This is a genomic window from Sphingobacterium sp. UBA5639, from assembly GCF_002421245.1.
In the GTDB taxonomy this organism is placed as follows: domain Bacteria; phylum Bacteroidota; class Bacteroidia; order Sphingobacteriales; family Sphingobacteriaceae; genus Sphingobacterium; species Sphingobacterium multivorum.
The window spans coordinates 449868-468791 of record NZ_DIJR01000002.1; the positions used below are offsets into that span (position 1 = coordinate 449868).

At 42.5% G+C, this 18924-nt stretch carries 9 protein-coding genes; 2 read left to right on the plus strand and 7 right to left on the minus strand.

Features of this window, described 5'->3' with window-relative positions; all coding sequences use genetic code 11:
• Nucleotides 1–18: 18 nt before the first annotated feature.
• The 5 genes from B4Z90_RS02825 to B4Z90_RS02845 form a co-directional block, all read right to left on the minus strand.
• A complete protein-coding gene (locus B4Z90_RS02825) occupies nt 19–1932 on the minus strand; it encodes a family 43 glycosylhydrolase (protein ID WP_112376027.1) in 1914 nt (637 codons plus the stop codon).
• 123 nt (nt 1933–2055) lie between these two features.
• Nucleotides 2056–2733: a DUF3823 domain-containing protein gene (locus B4Z90_RS02830; RefSeq protein WP_112376026.1), complete on the minus strand. Its 678-nt coding sequence runs from the start codon at nt 2731–2733 to the stop codon at nt 2056–2058.
• A 12-nt stretch (nt 2734–2745) separates the two neighbouring features.
• Complete coding sequence (locus tag B4Z90_RS02835; protein WP_112376025.1) at nt 2746–4596, minus strand: RagB/SusD family nutrient uptake outer membrane protein; 1851 nt, start codon at nt 4594–4596, stop codon at nt 2746–2748.
• A gap of 1 nt (nt 4597) precedes the next feature.
• On the minus strand, nt 4598–7720 hold the full coding sequence (locus B4Z90_RS02840) for a SusC/RagA family TonB-linked outer membrane protein (RefSeq protein ID WP_286801344.1): 3123 nt from the start codon (nt 7718–7720) through the stop codon (nt 4598–4600).
• A gap of 327 nt (nt 7721–8047) precedes the next feature.
• Nucleotides 8048–12154, minus strand: coding sequence for a hybrid sensor histidine kinase/response regulator transcription factor (locus B4Z90_RS02845; RefSeq protein WP_286801345.1), 4107 nt, complete (start codon nt 12152–12154; stop codon nt 8048–8050).
• Nucleotides 12155–12416: 262 nt separating this feature from the next.
• On the opposite strand from B4Z90_RS02845, the gene B4Z90_RS02850 reads away from it, so the two are divergent.
• The gene (locus tag B4Z90_RS02850) at nt 12417–14708 is read left to right on the plus strand and encodes a family 20 glycosylhydrolase (RefSeq protein ID WP_286801346.1); all 2292 of its coding nucleotides are present in this window, start codon (nt 12417–12419) and stop codon (nt 14706–14708) included.
• Nucleotides 14709–14794: 86 nt separating this feature from the next.
• On the opposite strand, the gene B4Z90_RS02855 is transcribed toward B4Z90_RS02850, so the two are convergent.
• Nucleotides 14795–17239: a PIG-L family deacetylase gene (locus B4Z90_RS02855; protein WP_182983938.1), complete on the minus strand. Its 2445-nt coding sequence runs from the start codon at nt 17237–17239 to the stop codon at nt 14795–14797.
• A gap of 151 nt (nt 17240–17390) precedes the next feature.
• Nucleotides 17391–18422, minus strand: coding sequence for a sulfite exporter TauE/SafE family protein (locus tag B4Z90_RS02860; RefSeq protein ID WP_075993526.1), 1032 nt, complete (start codon nt 18420–18422; stop codon nt 17391–17393).
• A 261-nt stretch (nt 18423–18683) separates the two neighbouring features.
• Between B4Z90_RS02860 and B4Z90_RS02865 the strand changes: the two genes are divergently transcribed.
• Nucleotides 18684–18923, plus strand: a complete 240-nt coding sequence (locus B4Z90_RS02865; RefSeq protein ID WP_182983937.1) for a hypothetical protein — start codon at nt 18684–18686, stop codon at nt 18921–18923.
• The last annotated feature ends 1 nt before the right edge of the window (nt 18924 follow it).

The window sequence follows — 18924 nt, forward strand, 5'->3', positions numbered from 1 at the left end:
ATGCATTAGGTTTAGTGATTAAAGTGTAGGAACGACAGGCAATACATGGCCCTGATCATCAAAAAATAACCGGTCCATGCACACCTCTCGATTAAACCCAGCTGCATCGCCCATATCGATACCTTTGGGATAATTAAAACGATGATATACAATATACCATTCATCTTTACCTGGAATCTGCAAAATAGAATTATGTCCTGTACCATAAATTCCTTGGGTAGGATCCTTTTGCAAGACTAAATTATTTTCAGGAACAGTGATCGGTCCATCTGGAGAAGTCGCAGTTCCATAACGTACCCGATAATTTTCACTTCGGGTGTCATCCTCCGTCCAAAAGAAATAATAAAGACCTTTTCGGTAGACAACATAGGCGCCTTCCCGGAAAGTCTTGTCGGGTGTTAACACTTTGATTGTATTTCTTTTAATCGAGATCATATCCTTATTGAGTTCAGCAACAGCTAGGTAGCCATTTCCCCAATACAGGTAGCTTTTTCCCGATTTCGGATCGTTAAACACTGCAGGGTCAATTTCCTGCCCTCCTTTTACACCATTTGGTTTAAAATCGATCAAGGGTTTACCTGAATCTTTAAATGGGCCTGTTGGCAAATCGGCCACCGCAACACCAATCTTTTGGGCCGCTGTAAAGTAATAATAGTATTTATAATCGTTCTTGATTTTCTTTTCCGTAATTGTAGGTGCCCATGCATGTCGAGGCCCCCAAGCAACATCTTTTTTCAGATCCAAAATCACACCCTCATCTTTCCAATGACTTAGATTTGTGGAAGAAAAAGTTTTAAAATAATAACCACCCCAACCGTCAAAGCCATCACTCGTTGGATAGATATAGTATTTCTTTGTTTTATTGGAATAGAGGACATCCGGATCGGCATAAAAGCCATCCAATACTGGATTCTTTCTGAATGTGAATTCCATATCTTTGGGTTTCTCCCATTTGGTGGTCAAATCCAGAATTTCTTGTCTTGAAATAGGAATGATGGTCCCATGCCGTGGATGAAAATCCATGTCAATTTGATGGTCGATTACTTTAAAACGATCAAGGTCTTCAGAGGTGCAGAATTGATACTTCCCCTTACCATAGACATCATACATCAGGATATATTTGTCCGACTGATTGAGTTTAAAGACACTGGATCCTTCCACAGCATCATTGGTCTGCTGTTTATAGCCCGGTTGTTCAATCCACTTACCCGAAGTCAGGGAATCAGTTATCGCCAGCTTAATACCATTTCCATGTCCTTCGGTCTTGTAAAAAAGGTAGAACAAACCATTCTTTGCAATAATATCGCCATCGATACAGGATTTACCATTTTTTGGAAGAAACAGCACGTTAGGTTCGGTTTCAAAATCTGTAAAGTCCTTGTTTGCATAAGCATAGTAGATGATATCTGGACCATTTCCGTGCTGCATGGACCAGTACACCATATATTTGTCCACCGAAGGGTCAAATATAGTCTGGGGCGCCCATACTCTTTTCAACGCTTCCTGACCTTTGAAACGCTGCTGTATATCGATTGCCTGATGGGACCAATGCACAAGGTCTTCGGATTTTAGCAGGATCAAACCCCGATTAGAATCCCAGCCTTTGGAGGAAGTCATGTCGGTGAGCACCATATAAAATGTTTTTCCATCTTCGCCACGGAGAATGTGCGGATCCCGAACACCGCCGGTTTTACTGATTATCTTCGAATCCAGGATAGGTTGATTATCATTCAACGCGCGATAGGTATAGCCATCTGTGCTGATCGCAAAACAAACAGCTTCGTCTACAACCGCATTCCCTTTGAAATAGGCAAATAAGTAACCTGCAAAATCTTTGTCGGTAGGTCCGCTGCGATAAGCCTGTGCAAAAACACCGCACGTAGCATGTATTAAAAATAAGGTAACTAAGATTGAAATTCTGTTTTTTTTCATGAAGATTTAGTTGAAGAAATAAGCATTGGCATATTTTTGCGTCTATACATTTTTGCATCTCTAAAAGCCACGGGATTTGATCCCGTGGCTTCGTAATCTGACCATTTAACTTGTCGTCAGCACCTATTTTAAAGCTATTTTTTGAACGGCAGTATAGTAGTACTCTCCCGATACCGTAGCTTTCACCCCTATTCGGGCAAACACATAATCGAGGTTTTTCAAATTGTCCGGCAACTCTCCGACGATACTCGTCGGCTGACCGAAAGCAACGTTTGCCAAATTGGCGTCCACACGTAGCTCGCGTTGTACCTGATCTGTCAAGACAGATTTACCGAGGTAAAGACGCACAAACTCCATATTTGCCGTACCTACTATTCTGTTCACCGTAAAGTTAGCCGAAATACTGTTATTATTTTTTTGAAAAGACTCGTTTGTCACCGTAAAATAGGGTGTTACAGGTACATCAATGGTCGTATTGCCCTTCACTTGTACCAAAACCGTATCAGTTGCCTGTTGCAGCCATGGTGAATCTCCTTTCCGCACCAATTTGTATTCGCCATCAAAAAGACTAACAGAAAAAGAGCCATCCTGATCAAAATATACGGGTATTGCTGAGCGAAGCGGGTACCCATCCTGCCATAATTCCAATTGAGGGCCGTTATTCCGAACGCCAATCGCCTTCCCCTCATAAACAACGCGTCCTGATAGGGTTGATTTTGGAGCTTCAAAATTATCATATTCGCAACCTACAACGAGTAGACTTGCAAAAGCTATCAATAAGCTTAAAAATTTTATTTTCATGGTTCAATTAGATTAATGAAATGGATTTCTAACTATTTTAGGATTTTTATTGATGACATCCTGACTAATGGACGCATAATAATTGGCCATACGGAAAAAGCGTGCCTTTCTGAAACGCGCAGGTCTTACCCGTTCATAGATATACTTACCGTCATCGGCATGCCCTGGACGCACGACACGATAAGCATATAGTCCATATACAACCGCGTTGGGATCATTTTCAGATCCGTCCCACACCAAATGCGCAATACGCCACCTTTTAAGATCATAGTAACGATGATCTTCGAAGGCAAGTTCGACACGGCGTTCATTACGGATGATATCCATCGTTAGATTACTGATGCTATTGGCCGGAAATCCTGCTCTTTCCCGTAACTTATTGACATAAGTTCTTGCATCTACAGTCTGCCCCAGCTCAAATGCAGCTTCTGACGCATTGAGATAAATTTCACCCAGACGAAACCACGGCCACCAGTTAGCAGCTGATGTACCACGTGTGCTGGCCGCCGGCGCATCACTGACAAATTTCCGGATATAGAAACCGGTGTTGCTGACGTCCTGTGCATCATAAAGCGGTCCATCAAAGCCGGTCCACAAACCACCACTCGCATAATTCTGTCCCAGTTGTGGTGCTGCAGTAAACTGGTAGGCTCCATTTGCCCCCCAAGTTGCCACTCCAGCCTGAATACTTACAGCACGTCCGCGGAATGAAGTTCCCGGATAAATCACCGTTCCAAACAAACGGGCATCTTTATTTGCAAAAATATCGTTGATATTTTGGTAGGCTACGTAATTTCCTGCGCCGTTTTTATCATGTAATGTACCTTTGCTACCGTCTAGATAATCAAAACTTTCTACAAGGCTCAATGAAGGCGAAATCGTCGATGACGACTCATTGTCTTCGGTCAGACTTCTGACGATATTGTCATAAGCAAAGCGGTGAACTTTTAAACTCGTTACAAAATCCTTTGCAAAGATGACCTCAGCACCAGTTTTCTTATTGAGCATATCATAAAAATTGGCACCTTTATCGGCATTCTCATTGTAAAGCGCATAGGGACCGTTCATAATTTCCTTGGAGGCAGCCAGCGACTTGGTATAATACCCAGTAGCCATATTGGCAGGAATTCCCACTTCTCCCCCTCCAGTCGTTATCGGTGAGGCCATCAGATTATTATATTTCGCGATGGATGCCGCATAAAGCATTGCCCGACTTTCCAAAGCTAATGCCGTATACTTGTTGGCTCTGGTCTTACTGGCATTATAGACGGCGAGATCTTCCTTAATCTCTTCCAGTTCTTTGTAAATAAAATCGTAGACTTCATACTCTTTGGCACGTGCCACCTGCAATGGTGTTGGATCGCCGCTAAAGTCATAGATAAGTTGCGTAGTGACAATCGGAACCCCTCCCATGCGTTTGACGAGTTCGAAGTAAACAAAAGCGCGGATGAAGCGTAATTCGGCTTTATACTGCTTACGTTGTGCATCAGACAATTGTGTACTGAACTGATCGATATTTTCGAGGGAAAGATTCAGATCCCGAATAAGTCCATAGTCCCAATAGCGACCGTAATCGTCACCAAATTGGTAATCGTTACGCCAGTTTTGATCGCGATGTCCCGACCACATCGCATCATCCAATTCGGTCATTCCTCCTGTATTGAAAACACCATGTAACGTTGGCATTCTATCGTAATAATTGGCGACGAGTGAAGTCAATAGTTTCGGATCATTCCAAAGCTGTGCATCGGTAATCAATGATTTTGAATCCCGGTCAAACCAATCGTCGTGATTGCAGCTGCTCAACGAGGACAAGGTCAATAAAGCAACGCCTATGTAGGTAAGTTTAAATCGTAGTTTCATGTTAAAAAGTCATATTAAATCCAACCATAAATACCCTTTGCTGTGGATATACTACTGCTGCTCTCGCTTCGATCTCGGGATCAATCTGGTAGTCTTTGACATTGTCAAACGAAATCAAGTTTGAAGCATTGATATAGAACCGTATTTTTTCGGCCTTAATCTTTTGAATCCATGCTTTTGGCAGATTGTATCCAACCTCCAGGTTGCGGACACGCAGGTAACGTACATTGGTCAACCAAAAATCACTATTTCGACTATTGGGACCCGAGTTGCCGTTACGAATCGCAGGGTAGCGTCCCGGAATCCATTCGCTGTTTGGATCATAAGGGTCTTTGCGATGCCATCTATCTTCAAGTAGATAAGCTGGAGAATTACCCCCACCATGGAAAGCATTACGTAATTCATAATCCTGAAACCAGGATTGCACCGCACCACCGGCCAGATCAATATTTAAGTTGATGCCTTTCCAGTCAAGTCCTATCCGACCACCGAAGCTCATCATCGGTGCCCAACCCGTCGGATAACCGATCGGACGCTGATCCATATCATTGATAACCCCATCGCCGTTTACATCTTTATAAATCAGATCACCAGGAAGTTGCGTCCTATTGTTCTGACCATCATTATTGATCGGATGGTTGCGGATCTCTTCTTCCGACTGAAATCGTCCAACTACTTGGTATCCCCACCATACTCCGCCCCAGCGGTCTTCAATCGAGTTACGGTATTCATTCCACGAATTACTGAAACGAGGCTTATAGGTTTCTAGGTCACGATAACGTGAAAAAGTCATATTCCCACTGACAACATAGTTAAGCTCACCGACCTTATCGGTATAGGTAATGATACCTTCGGCTCCATAATAGCCGTTCTTACCGAGGTTTTCATTGGGAAGATCATAACCGATTTCGGCTGGTAATAGGACATCGTAACGTTTGCCAGGATATCCAGTACGGATAATTTTAAAGATATCGGCCGTCAATGTCAGCTTATTTTTCAGCAGTGTCGCATCGATACCCATGTTATAATTGGTGTTTTTAACCCAGGAGAGGTTGCGAACTGGTAAACCTCTAGGCTGTACCCCGGGCACATAGGCTCCGTCTAAGACAGCACTTCCAGCCGCCCAATTATACCCGGCAAGGTAATCGTGCATTCCCACGCCCTCTTCAAGTCCTGTTTGTCCGATCGAACCATGGATTTTAAGGTCACTCACCACAGATTTTAAGGATTTAAAGAACCCTTCATCCGAAATACGCCAACCTACCGATGCTCCTGGAAACAATCCCCAGCGTTTACCTTCATAATATTTAAAGGAACCATCATAACGGCCCAGTACCTCCAGAAGATACTTGCCCTTGTAGTTGTAGTTGATACGGCCAATATATCCAGCCCGAGCCTCGTAAGCCCATTCATCGGCCAAACTATTGAGCTCCGACAGTCTTAACAACGGAATATAATTGTTTGAAGGATTTGCGCCCAATGCCTTATACGTCCGGTCCCAATCTGAACGCTCATAGCCTAACATTCCCGCGAAAGTATGATCGCCGATCTGCTTGTTATAATCGATCTGGAACTGTGCAAAGCGGGAAACAATCTCCCTCGTGGTATCGTAACGCCAGCCAGCATCACTTCCACCAGTACGCTTATAGGCATTATTTTCGTACCGATATACATCATAGGTATATTGGAAGCCTTCAAATTTATTGTTGGTATAGTTGTAAGAAACAGTTCCTTTTGCCGACAAACCAAAATTTGTCTTATAGGCCGCAAAGAGATTCACATTTCCAGCAAGGTATTTATTGTCTTTATAGCCGGCAATATCGCGACTAAAGAGAGCCGGGTTATAGGGAAAATCATTGGTATGATTGATATATTCCGGATTGTCATTTGCGTAGGGACCTACAGTCGGCCTATTTTTCATAATAGCCAAAATAGACGAGAAGTATCCATCCCCACCTGGTAAGCCAACATCCTGTGTGCCCTCATGTCTTCCTGAAATCTGCGTCCCGACAGTAAGTCCTTTGAGTACCTCAGCTTCCATATTGGCCTGGAAATTGGTTCGCTTATAATTGAAATCCTTGATCATTGCATCCTGATTGAGGTGGCCCAATGACAGGAAGTAATTGGATTTTTCATTTCCACCGGTAACATTGGCATTGATGTATCGCTGTGGAATATTCTTACGGATCACCATGTCATAATAATCATAGCCTTGGTAGCCGGGCTCTGTCCCTGCCTGCCATTTCGCCAACTCCTCGGGCGTATATACCGTCTTCGGGTCGCGGTTTTCATTCTGTGCGGCCTCAACCAATCCACGTGTGTATTGTTTAGCGTTTGCCATGGTCGGAAAACGTGTCAAATTTTGCCAGCCTTGGTAGCCATTAATATTGATTTTTGCACTTTCTCCTTTTGCGCCTTTTTTGGTGGTAATCAATACAACACCTCTGGAAGCACGGAATCCATATACTGCTGCGGCGGCATCTTTCAAAATAGAGATACTCTCAATATCTTCTAGATTCAGTGAATTAAAGATATCTGCGCCGGAGCCATTCTGTGTACCAACCCAATCAGTACCTTCCTGACCTCCATAAGCAACACCATCAATTACATATAAAGGCGAGCCCATATTCCGGATTTCGATCGCTGCACCACGACCGGGACGCGCGTCTTTGGCACGCACTGAGATCCCCTGCACCTTTCCTGCCAAAGCCCCAGCAGTCGTCGTCGATGACGACCGTACAATATCCTCTGATTTAATATTGCTTACCGCCCCTGTAATATTACGTTTGGACTGTTTACCATAACCAACAACGACGACATCCTCCAATACATTTTCATCTGCCTCGAGCTGGATTTTTAAATTTGTTGTTCCATCCAATGGAACTCGACGAGTCTTATACCCAACAAATGACACGACGAGCGTTCCTTTGTTAGCATTCAGCTCAAATTTCCCCGATTTGTCTGTTGAGGTTCCCTTCCCCCCTTCCAGGAGGAGTACACTCGCACCAACGATAGGCTCGTTTGCTTTGTTGAAAACTTGTCCCGTAACCTTCTCCTGCGCATACAGCAATGTTGGCATCACGCTCAACATGGTGTAAAAAGAAGCAATCTTTAAGTTTTTCATAAATTTCAATACGAATTAAACAGTAAATAATACAATCTAGCCGGACAAGACAATATGATGGTAAACTACGGTCTACTTTGGTTATTTCTTTTGCATCGTTGCCACCCCTACCTAGATTTATAATTGGATTAATACCTCAAACTTAGCCGATTTTGCAGCATTCTATCGTACACAAATCCGTCAAAAAACATATATTTTTTAGTCAAAAACAGTTTTTTAAATATATTTAAGGCATATTTTATGTTTTTTTTCAAACTGATCTACGAAAAAACTATGCCCCTAGCTATGTTTAAATAGTAGGGGCATACTTATCTGATGTGGATTGTTTTAATACACTACGCGAGCTTTATTGTCGGATCGTTGATATTCGGAAGGTAGCTGGCCAAACTCCTCTTTAAAACATTGCCGAAAATAAATCGCACTATTGATTCCGACCATAAATGACACTTCAGTCACGTTATACTTCCCGGTCCGAAGTAGATCTGCCGCCTTATGGATACGTATCTTACGTACGAGCTGATTGATATTTTTCCCTGTGATGCCTTTCAATTTCCGATAAAGGGTAGACTGACTCATATTCATGCGATCAGCGAGGGTAGCAGCATCCAATACCTCATCCTGCATATGCTGTTCGACGATCTGCATAAAATCCTGAACAAATTCATTTTCACGCCAGAGTTCCTCCGTAGGCTTTTGTTCTAGTTCTATATTGGTAGTTGAAAAAGATGATTTTGTATTTAAACTTTCCAAAATCAGTTCATTGATCTGTTTCTGTCGGCTCAATAGATTGTCAATACGTTTGAAAAGTAAAGCTGCTGTAACTGGTTTGATCAGGTAGGAGTCTATCCCCAGATCATAGCCCCGTTGTCGGTCTGCATCGGTGTTTTTTGCTGTCAATAGCAACAGTGGGATATGACTTGTGCTACGTTCCTGTTTCAATTGCTGTACAAGCTGAAAACCATCCATATCGGGCATCATAATATCACTGATCACCAAATCGGGCACTCTAGCCATCGCCATTTGATAGCCTACAGTTCCATTTTCGGCGAGCACTACATCATACTGTCTTTGCAAGGTACTTCCCAGATATTCACGAAGTTCCAGATCATCCTCAACCAATAGCACTAGCGGACGTTGCGAAGAAACAGGCAGCTCGCCATTCTCAACAGGTAATCGATCGGTTTTCAATTTTACTGTAAAGGTGGTACCAAGACCAAATGTACTATTCACATCAATCTTTCCATGATGGATCGCCACAAGTTCTTTCACCAAGGCCAGACCAATACCCGTACCCTGAGTACCTGTACCCGCAACCTGATAATACTTTTCAAAAATCCTACCGATATCTTCTTTGTCAATACCTACTCCTGTATCTTCTACGGACAACACCGCCCAATGGTCCAAATCCGATTCTTCGTAATGCAAGCTTAGTTTAATATAACCTGACTCGGTATATTTATAGGCATTCGACAATAAATTATCGACGATCAATTGTACGATTTCAGCATCAAATAGCGTACGTGAATCCCTCACAGGGAGTTCAGACAACACCCGAAGACCAGGTTTGTGATTCAATGTTTTATATTTATGGGCAAGATCTGCGAGCATTTCTCCCAAAGACCCAGCTTCGGGTACAAAGGGTTTAAACTGCGATTCTACCTTCCTAAATTCCAACAACTGGTTGACCAATGTGAAGAGTCTATTAGCGCTTTTCTGTACCGTCTGAACCAGTTCGCGATGTTTTTCAGTAAGCTGCTGCTCTTGGGACAGGTCGTCAAGGGGGCCTAGAATCAACGTCAAAGGTGTCCGTAGCTCGTGCGTTATATGCGTATAGAAATTTAGGCGCTCTGCATGTAACTGTTCGTCCTGCACATGTTGCCGCTCTTTCAGTTTTAGTTCGGATTCGGCTTTCATTTTTTTGAAATAGAAAGAAATGATAATATATCCAATTAGCAGCACAAGGAGCAGATACACGATCTTGGCGGATAAACTGAGATAAAAAGGTGGCGCAATGTTGATCAATAGATGCTGGTAGTCCTGCGACCATTGCCCATTTTTCATCCGGGTACGAATCAGCAACTCATGTTCACCGTAGGGTATATTACGAAAATCGAGGTTGGTCTCGTTTCCCAGAAAAATCCAGTCATTATTAAGCCCTTGCAATTTATAGCCAAACTCGACCAAACCGTCTAGAGCAAAGTCCATAACAGCAAGTTCGATACGAAAGCTATTTTCATCATAATTGAGTTCAATCGCCTTTGTCGGCGAGGGATATTTATCGACCTGCGTACCGGACTCTCCGGATCGAAAAACAATAAATCGGCTAATACTTAGGGGCGAGGTTGGTAAATTGGACGGGATTGTGGCTGGGTTGAAATAACACATTCCTTCCTGCATCCCAAAATACAGTCGACCTTCACTGTCTTTTCCTACACTTGCATTGATAAAACCTCCCAAAGGCAAACCGAAAGACTGGTCATATTGTAGAAAACGTCTTTCTTTCGGGACATAGCGTAACATCCCCGATTTGGTCGAACACCAAATATTTCCGGTCTGATCTTCTGCGAGTCCATTGACAAAAAGCCATGCATTCCCTCCCGGAGGCATCAATAGAGACAGATCACCAATCTTCTTACCCGCTTCCTGTACAGCCAGTCCTTGATTTGTAGCCACCCAGATATTGTTATTTCTATCCCGCAACAAATGATTAATCGTGTTATTTTGCAAGCCATTACCCTTGTCCATTTTTCGAAGCAGTTTATGCTGAGGATCGTAAACATAGAGTCCTTGCCCATAAGTTCCGACCCACATGTTGTGTTGGCCATCTTCCATCAACGTTCGGGGCGCATAATCGCCAAGCATTGGTTTGTTGATCAAAAGCTTCTGGACATGCCCCTTTCCTTCATCGTATATAAATACCCCTTGATGTGCTGCAAACCAGATCTGTCCCAAATGGTCCTCATAAATCGCGCGTACCTCCGTCACAGGCTCACCTAAATCAATGGTTTTCCAAACGGACGATCCAGCATATTGAACGGCAATTCCACCTTTACGTAATCCGAGCCAAACATGTTGATGCTGATCCTTAAAAGCTGTTAGCAGGAAATCGTCTGCCCCACCATTCTTTTTGGTAATCTGTCTCAATAAACGCCCTTCCGCATTCATTTCGACTAGACCTGAACCTTCAGTCGCCAAACGTATTGTCCGATTTTCACCCACCAATACATTGCTCACTGTTGCCAGTCGATCCGGCAGCATATTGTCTGATGGAAAGACACTAAAGAAGGGGGCAATATGACTCACAACTCCCAAGCCACCACCATATAACGCTAGCCAAACGTTTCCAAACCGATCGGGAGTAATATGCTGAACCATCGTATTATTGCCTTTCCCCAGATCAAAACGCTCTACATGCTGTACGGCTTCAATACGCTTATCATAACCATAGCTCGGCTGCAATAAAAAGAGTTGCGACGATTCGGCCCCTATCCACAACGTATGGCCAATTTCCTTAATCGCATATACAAAAGGTTCATTTCCATTTTTTGCCAATCCTGCCAAAGAAATCTGCTGTAGTTTACCGGAAACTGGATGATACACAGCCAGCCCCTTTCGGGTCCCTATCCACATATTGCCGGCTTGATCACAAAACAAAACTTTAATTTCATTATCTGGTAATTGTCCGGAGGTATTGTGATTAGTTAGTCTTTTCAAAGAATGGCTAATGGGATCCATTATTGTTAAACCTTCGTTAACATGCCCGATGTAAAGCATTCTTTTTTGATCTTCGGCCAGAGACCAAATGCTATTTTCGGGAAGACCCGGAAAATTCTTTTTATTGAAATGACTAAATTCTCCCGTTACCGGATCAAAATGCTGCACCCCTTGATGGTAGGTCGCTAACCACAATTTCCCATCCTTGCCTTCAATCATATCCGTAATATCATTCGTGGCTATGGATTTTGGATTAGCTGCATCATGTGTATAATAACTGAATCTATTTGTGCCTAGGTCAAGCACATTCAGCCCATTGGACCTTGTTCCGATATACACTTTCCTGTCTGCATACAGCAACGTATTAATTTCATTGCTATTGATCGATTGACCGTCCTGCTTATCGGCGGCATAATACGATTTAAAAGACTTACCCGCATAACGGTTCAGCCCTAGCTCTGTGGCTACCCACATAAATCCTTCATCGTCATGCACGATATCCAGTACCTGCTGATTGCTTAAGCCATCTTGAAGGGAAAAAAAATGGGCATTGTTGGGCTGTCCATAAACATAGGCCAACTGCCAAAGAAAAACAATAATAATGAGAAAATTTTTCATAGCTCCGCCACCACCAAATAAGTTAACAACACCAACCTGTTCTCTTGAATGGGATCCTTTGCCGACTATCATTCGCCCCAATCCATTTGCAACTTTTTGCAAAATTATTGAGCACCACAACAACTATACAATGAAAATATTCAGGATATAAACACAACATAGGCCCATTCAAATAAAGGTTATTTTCAAGTTAAAGATAAGAATAAATATATAAATGTCAAACAAACATTTATAATAGTACCAAGAGGAATATTGCGCACAATCTCACGGAATATTGATCAACTAAAATTACCTGCCAATACCTGAAATATTGGTATATTGCAACAAAATCTAATAACACTTGTGAATCACAAAAAACACGTTCATGAATAAAATCTTCTCAACCTTACTCCTATCCTGTGCCCTGTACCTGCCGACACTAAATTTTGCGCAACAAAAAAATGCACTTCCTCAACTCATTCCATTTCCGCAGCAATTGGAGGCTAAGCCAGGCCTTTTTCAGCTAAAGGGTCAAGAATTGGGTTACTATATTGATCCAGCCCTATCTTCTAAATCATTATCGGGATGGATCGACCATTCCCTATTCGGGAAACTGAACAAAAAAAACGTAAAGAAAGCCAGCGCTACGTTGCAATTGATTAAAAATCAAGGGCTCTCAAATGAGGGGTATGAATTGATCATAGATCAAAAAGGTGTCCAGATCATCGCCGCATCTGAAAAGGGTGCATTTTATGGATTACAGACAATCCAGCAATTATATTTACTCTCAGGAACAACAGCTAAGCTTGCTCTTCCCTATGTAACGGTCAAAGACGAGCCAGCTTTCCAATGGCGAGGTGTCGAACTCGATGTAGCCCGTCATTTTTTTCCAAAAGATTATATTTATAAATTTATCGATCTACTTGCAACCTACAAGTTCAACAAATTTCATCTGCACCTGACAGACGATCAAGGTTGGCGCATAGAAATCAAAAAATACCCCAAACTAACCGAACAAGGGGCTTGGCGGACGTATAACAATCAGGATTCTGCCTGCTTTGTGAAAGCCAAGGAAAATCCCGATTTTAATCTGCCTAAGGAATTGATCCGCACAACAAACGGAAAGGAAGAATATGGCGGTTTTTATACACAACAGGATATCAGGGACATTGTAGCTTATGCGGGCAGCCGACAAATAGAAATCATTCCGGAAATAGATATGCCAGGGCATATGATGGTGGCTACAAAGGCCTATCCCGAACTCCTATTGGACAGTCAGTCCGCGAGCTGGGGAAAACAATTTTCTGTACCGATCAGCCCCTGGAAAGAAAGCAGTTATACTTTTGTTGAGAATGTACTAAGCGAAATCATTGAGCTATTCCCATCACACTATATTCACATTGGTGCCGACGAGGTGGAAAAAGACTCCTGGTCAAAATCAGCGGCTGCGCAGGCTTTTATGAAAGAAAAGCAAATACCTAACTTACATGATCTGCAAGGTTATTTCGTCAAAAGAGTGAACAATTTTATCCGTTCAAAAAATAAACAGAGTATCGGCTGGGATGAAATACTGGACGGCAGTTCCGATACCAGCATGATGGTCATGTACTGGCGTGGCTGGGTAAAAAACGCACCTATGGAAGCTGTTAACCGTGGTCACAGGGTCGTTATGACACCTACAAATCCGCTTTATTTTGATTACCTTCCAAATAGCAGCAGCCTAGATGCCGTGTACAATGTGAGCGTGGTCCCTTCGGATGTATCCAGCCAAAAAGCACATTTGATCCAAGGTGCACAAGCCAATATCTGGACAGAAATGATCCCCTCAACCGCGCGGTTAGAGTTTATGATCCTCCCACGTTTAAGTGCTTTATCGGAACGCGTATGGACCAACAAATCCCTGTATGATAGCTATAGAAATCGAGTGATTGCACACTTTGGACTCTGGAACAAAATGGGTTTACGGTATCGTATGCCAGACCTCAACGGTTTCGCCGAAACACAGGTAATTGTCGACGGACAATCTACACTAAAAGTCTCGAATGAACTTCCCCAAAATCCAATACATTATACTACTGATGGTAGTCTTCCAACAAAGCAAAGCGCAGTGCTGAACGGCTCTCTTGTCGTTAAAAAAGAAGGCCCTATTCGTTTTGCGACAATCTCGCCTTCGGGTGCAAAAAGTGAGCTCTATCAGGTTGATTTTAAAAATGATACTTGGAAAAAGGGCATAAAAGTTGATGAAAGCACTGTGGTTCCGGGTCTTACGGCGACATTTTTCAATGGAACTTTTACCAATACTTCTGCCATTTCGGGTCCCGAAGTGCGTCAGGAAGTGATTAGCAATGTAGCGCTAAGCGATACCATCAAAATGCCTTCTTTTGGGGCAGAAATAAGAGGATACCTCTACGTCAAAGAAAAAGGAATCTATAATTTCTATTTTACTTGTGATGATGGTGGTGTCCTGCGGATACATGATCAGCTTGTCGTTGATAATGACGGACAGCATGCACCGATTATGAAAAGCGGACAGATTGCGCTAGAAGCAGGCTACCACCCAATTGCTGTAGATTTCCTTGAAGCTGGAGGAGGTTTCACTTTAAAACTTCAGTACAATGTCAATGATTCAAAAGTGATCGATATTCCCAAAGCGTCTTTTTTCCATAAAAAGGATTAGAAAAAATCGACATAAAATAGCAGTTATACCATCCCCAGTGCAGTCAATACGCACTGGGGATTTTTTTTACCCGACAAGATTCTGGTCTAACGCGAAGCTAGGGATAACATATTCGCAAAAAGCCGATATGCCCCTGCTACTCCTGCTGGCAGTTGTCTAAACAGCGACAGGCTGTTATAGATATAATAACCTTTTCCTTTTTTGTGCAGTAGCAATAACCCATCTTCCGTACGATTATCTCCATTTTGCCCACGCAGTATCGGTTCAAAATCCGAAGCCCATTTTTGAGGTAAAAAAAGTGCCCGGTCCTGCACCCAATTTTGAAAATCATACTGTCCGATTACATTAGGGTAGTTCAATATGCGATGGGAAGGGTTCAAAAATGATATATGGCTTTCCGTATCTGTAATTCTTTCCGGGGAAACCACTAAAGGATAAGCTCCAACCTCCGTCAAATGCAAATCATACGGCGTATTATACTGCCCTATAAATACACCGCCCTGCTCAACATAGTCACGAAAAAGCTGATGAAATCCCGTAATTAGCGGATGGCTATTGTATATTCGTATTCCCAAAACCACTGCATCAAAGCCTGAGAGATCCATTTCCCCAATTGACTCAAATGGAATAATCTCCAAATGACCAACAAGCTGGCGTAAGCTCCCTGCAAGTTCATCGTTCATCCCCGAAATATAAGCAACTTTCTGGGCCGTAATATTCACGGGTAAATTTAGCACCCGCAATATGCCCTTGGGAAAGTAAGTTACTTGATTAACATGTGGATAAACAATACTTCTGGATGTGAACGGATACCGCCCTGTAGCCGTCTCAATCTCAAAGCCGATCTCTTGAATATATTCTTGCTGCGCAGGCGAACTCAACTCAAAGCTAAGCTTCTCGGTTGCATTACCCGCTATATTGAGTTCAATTTCTTTCGGAAATACATCGAGCCCATCCGGTAGCGTAAGCTTAACCTTTATGGCTAAGGCTTCGGGGGTATTAGATTGCAGCTCTAAAGCAATTGAACGTTTGGTTGCATTAGAGAGCACCACGATATCCGACTCAAAAGTTGCTGTCACCGGAGGGGCAACTGCAACAGGACCAGCAGCATGTTTTACAGGTAGCTTAACCGCAATCGGTAAGCCAGCAAACTGCAGTTCCAAATGAACAGACAATTCAGTCCCAAATTGTGTCAATACAACATCAGCAGGCGACGCCGGCGCATAGTTATGTGCATCGCCCTCAGCACTAAGCCAAGTTGGAAAAGAAGGTAAAATCGTATCCAGAAGCTGACCATTTAAATGGATCGTCTTCGAAGGTGACAAAGTAAAGTCTTTTTGCTCTCCGTTACGAATAAATGGAACTTTCACCGTGGTCAGCTGTAGATTGGATTCCGATGGGATATGCGCATTCAGGACCATGTTAACCTCGGTCCCTGGTACCCACAGTTCCTCAATAGCCTGTACTTCCAAAGAAACACCAGCAAAGTCGAGCAGAAGACGCTCTACCTCAGCTCGCTTTTCATGGATAACATGACCATCGGGAACAATCCTCATCCAAAATAAAATCGTTCCAAGCTCCAAGACAAGTTCTGCTGTATCTGACTCACATTTTGCAATGAGGTCGTCCACCAAGCGATTAAATACGAGTGAATAAGAATCTTGAGCAGTATATTGTTTAAAAATAGCCTGCTGTTTCTCCGAACTGATCGGTGTACCTTTTAATAATTCAAAATATTCGGTGCTAGGCTGATGCCGAACCAGACTTCCCATGGCCTGAGAGCGATGTCTATTACGGCTTTCTGCAGCAATCTCACCATAATGAAAGTCCAAAGAGCCGTGTCTCACTGGAATATGCAGCGAAAAATACGCTGGCAAAGGCCTTACTTCTCCACCGATATCCTTAACACCACTGTCCTGATACACATTCCACAACAGCTGCCGAGCCTGCCAAGGCTCCAATTCGGATAGCTGTTCTATATAAGCTGATGGATCAGCGGCCAGATCAAAAGCCTTTGCCGCTAGAATTGCTGAGGCCTGATGATGTCCATGTGAGTCCGGGACATCCGGTGAAAAACGTGTTACAATTACAGTAGGTCGAAAATAACGGATGGTCCAAACCATATCGGCAAGTACACCATTTTCATCCCATCGTGCCAGCGTTTCATCGACAGATTTTGCAAATCCAAAATCCTTAGCACGTGTAAAGAACTGTTTTGTTCCCTCAATTGCACGAGCCGCAAGTGATTCCTGCACCCGAAGTACACCCAGATCCAGTCCCTTTTCTGTGCCTATAAAATTCTGTCCACCCTCACCACGCGTCACAGAAAGATAGGCCGTATCGACCAACTGGTGTTGAGCCAAAAAGGTCAACAATTTATTGTTCTCGTCGTCCGGATGAGCACCGATATATAAAACACGATCAGACATTTTAAGCCTACATAACGCACGCATCATCATTTGTTCTTTACGCGAAAAAGCCTGATCTAAATGTTGTTCGTGTGCCTGTTGTGCTAAATATTCCAATGCCATATCCTTCCTACTAAATATTTCTACGGCTCAAATATAGGAATATTTTTCAATAAACTACTAAATAGGTAGATTATATATTTTAATAAAGAATTAGTATTAATTATAATGGAGGATTAGGGTTAAAAACAAACATGTTGCTCGTAAAAAAACACTAATCTAATCGTGTCAATACACCTTCTTTATGGGCGTAAAATTCATAGCTGGCTCCTTTGCTAAACTGCATAACCTTTTCGATATGGATACTACTATGGTTTTTGCTGAGGGTAAAGTATTTTTGCCGGAGCTGAAGCGGCAGACCAGTCCAGTGAATAGATCGCTCGAATTCCAGACCGTGAGCTTTACTATATTCCAAGACAAGATTTGTTTCTCTCCAGTTCAAAGTAAGCTCGGTTTTATTTGGCGAATGAGCGAAGCTAATCAGCAAACTATCCTGATCGACAATCTTACGCGAACTACCAACCAGCAATACTGCTCCCGAAACCACCATAGCGCCATAACCGATTTTTTTAAAGAGCTGATCACTGACATAGGGCAATATAAATTTGACTGTCACTGAAGAGACTATTGTTGCTATGGCAATAGCCAAGCCCAGTCCCAAGGCTGCCTTAGAATACAAACCTAAAATAATATAAATAATAAGCTTTACGAGATGTAAAAACACTTCATTTGCGGCACGGGTGGCTATAATCTCTTCTTTGGAAAGGCCCATTCTCAGATAGAACCGGTTGAACAGCAGCCCAATCGCACCTGTAATTCCCGAAATAAAGCCGGAAAGAAAACCAATAATTGCCAAAAAAGATTTCGAATACTTATTTTCCGATGGCAAATCCGCATTTTTTGATCCAAATAATTGGGGGATATTTCCAATAAGGAAAAACGCGACAATCAACTGCAAATAAGAGGGTTCGATATATTTAATCAGATATCCCCCCAATAGTACAGCTGGAATGGAAAACGGTACAAACCATAAAAAGATTTTCCAGTTGATATGCCGTTTAAAAACGACTATTCTTGAGACTGAACTTGTAAATGTACCGATAGTCAACGAGAAAGGAATGACCGATGAAGGTAACATAAAATTCAAGAGAGGTATAAGGATAAGACTTGCCCCTCCTCCACAGATAGCGCTGATCCAAAAAGCGACTATCGTGCTTAAAAATAGGATAACTAAATTTGCAATCATATTTCAAAAACTAAAAAGCTACTTAACTGTAACACCTGACAAAGATGCCTCCCCTTTCTGTAGAAATTTAGAATTGATAGCCGCTGGTATTTATTTTTGATGTACATCATGCGTACACTGCCTGCTCAATCTTGTTTTGTATAAAAATTAAATGCTTTCGTATAATATCGATTTCCCGGTGTCACCAGGAACATAAATTTGTAAGGATACCTCAGGTGATTGGGGAATCAAATGATTTTGAACGCAAATAAATTAGTAGCGATGAAAGTTAGGCAAGTGATGATTTTTAAAAGTTCAGTGAAGACCAAAGACAAGAAAAATTTTTTGATGCAATTGGTCAAAACTCATCTTCCACAAGTACAAGATGCCACGGTTGATCTTGATGATGAGGATGCTATTTTCCGGTTCGAAACAGAAGAGTGTTGTGTCGACTATCTGACAAATTTCCTACGTAGTTATGGTATCCAAGTCGATTTTCTGGATCGCTTTGTGGTTGCCTAGG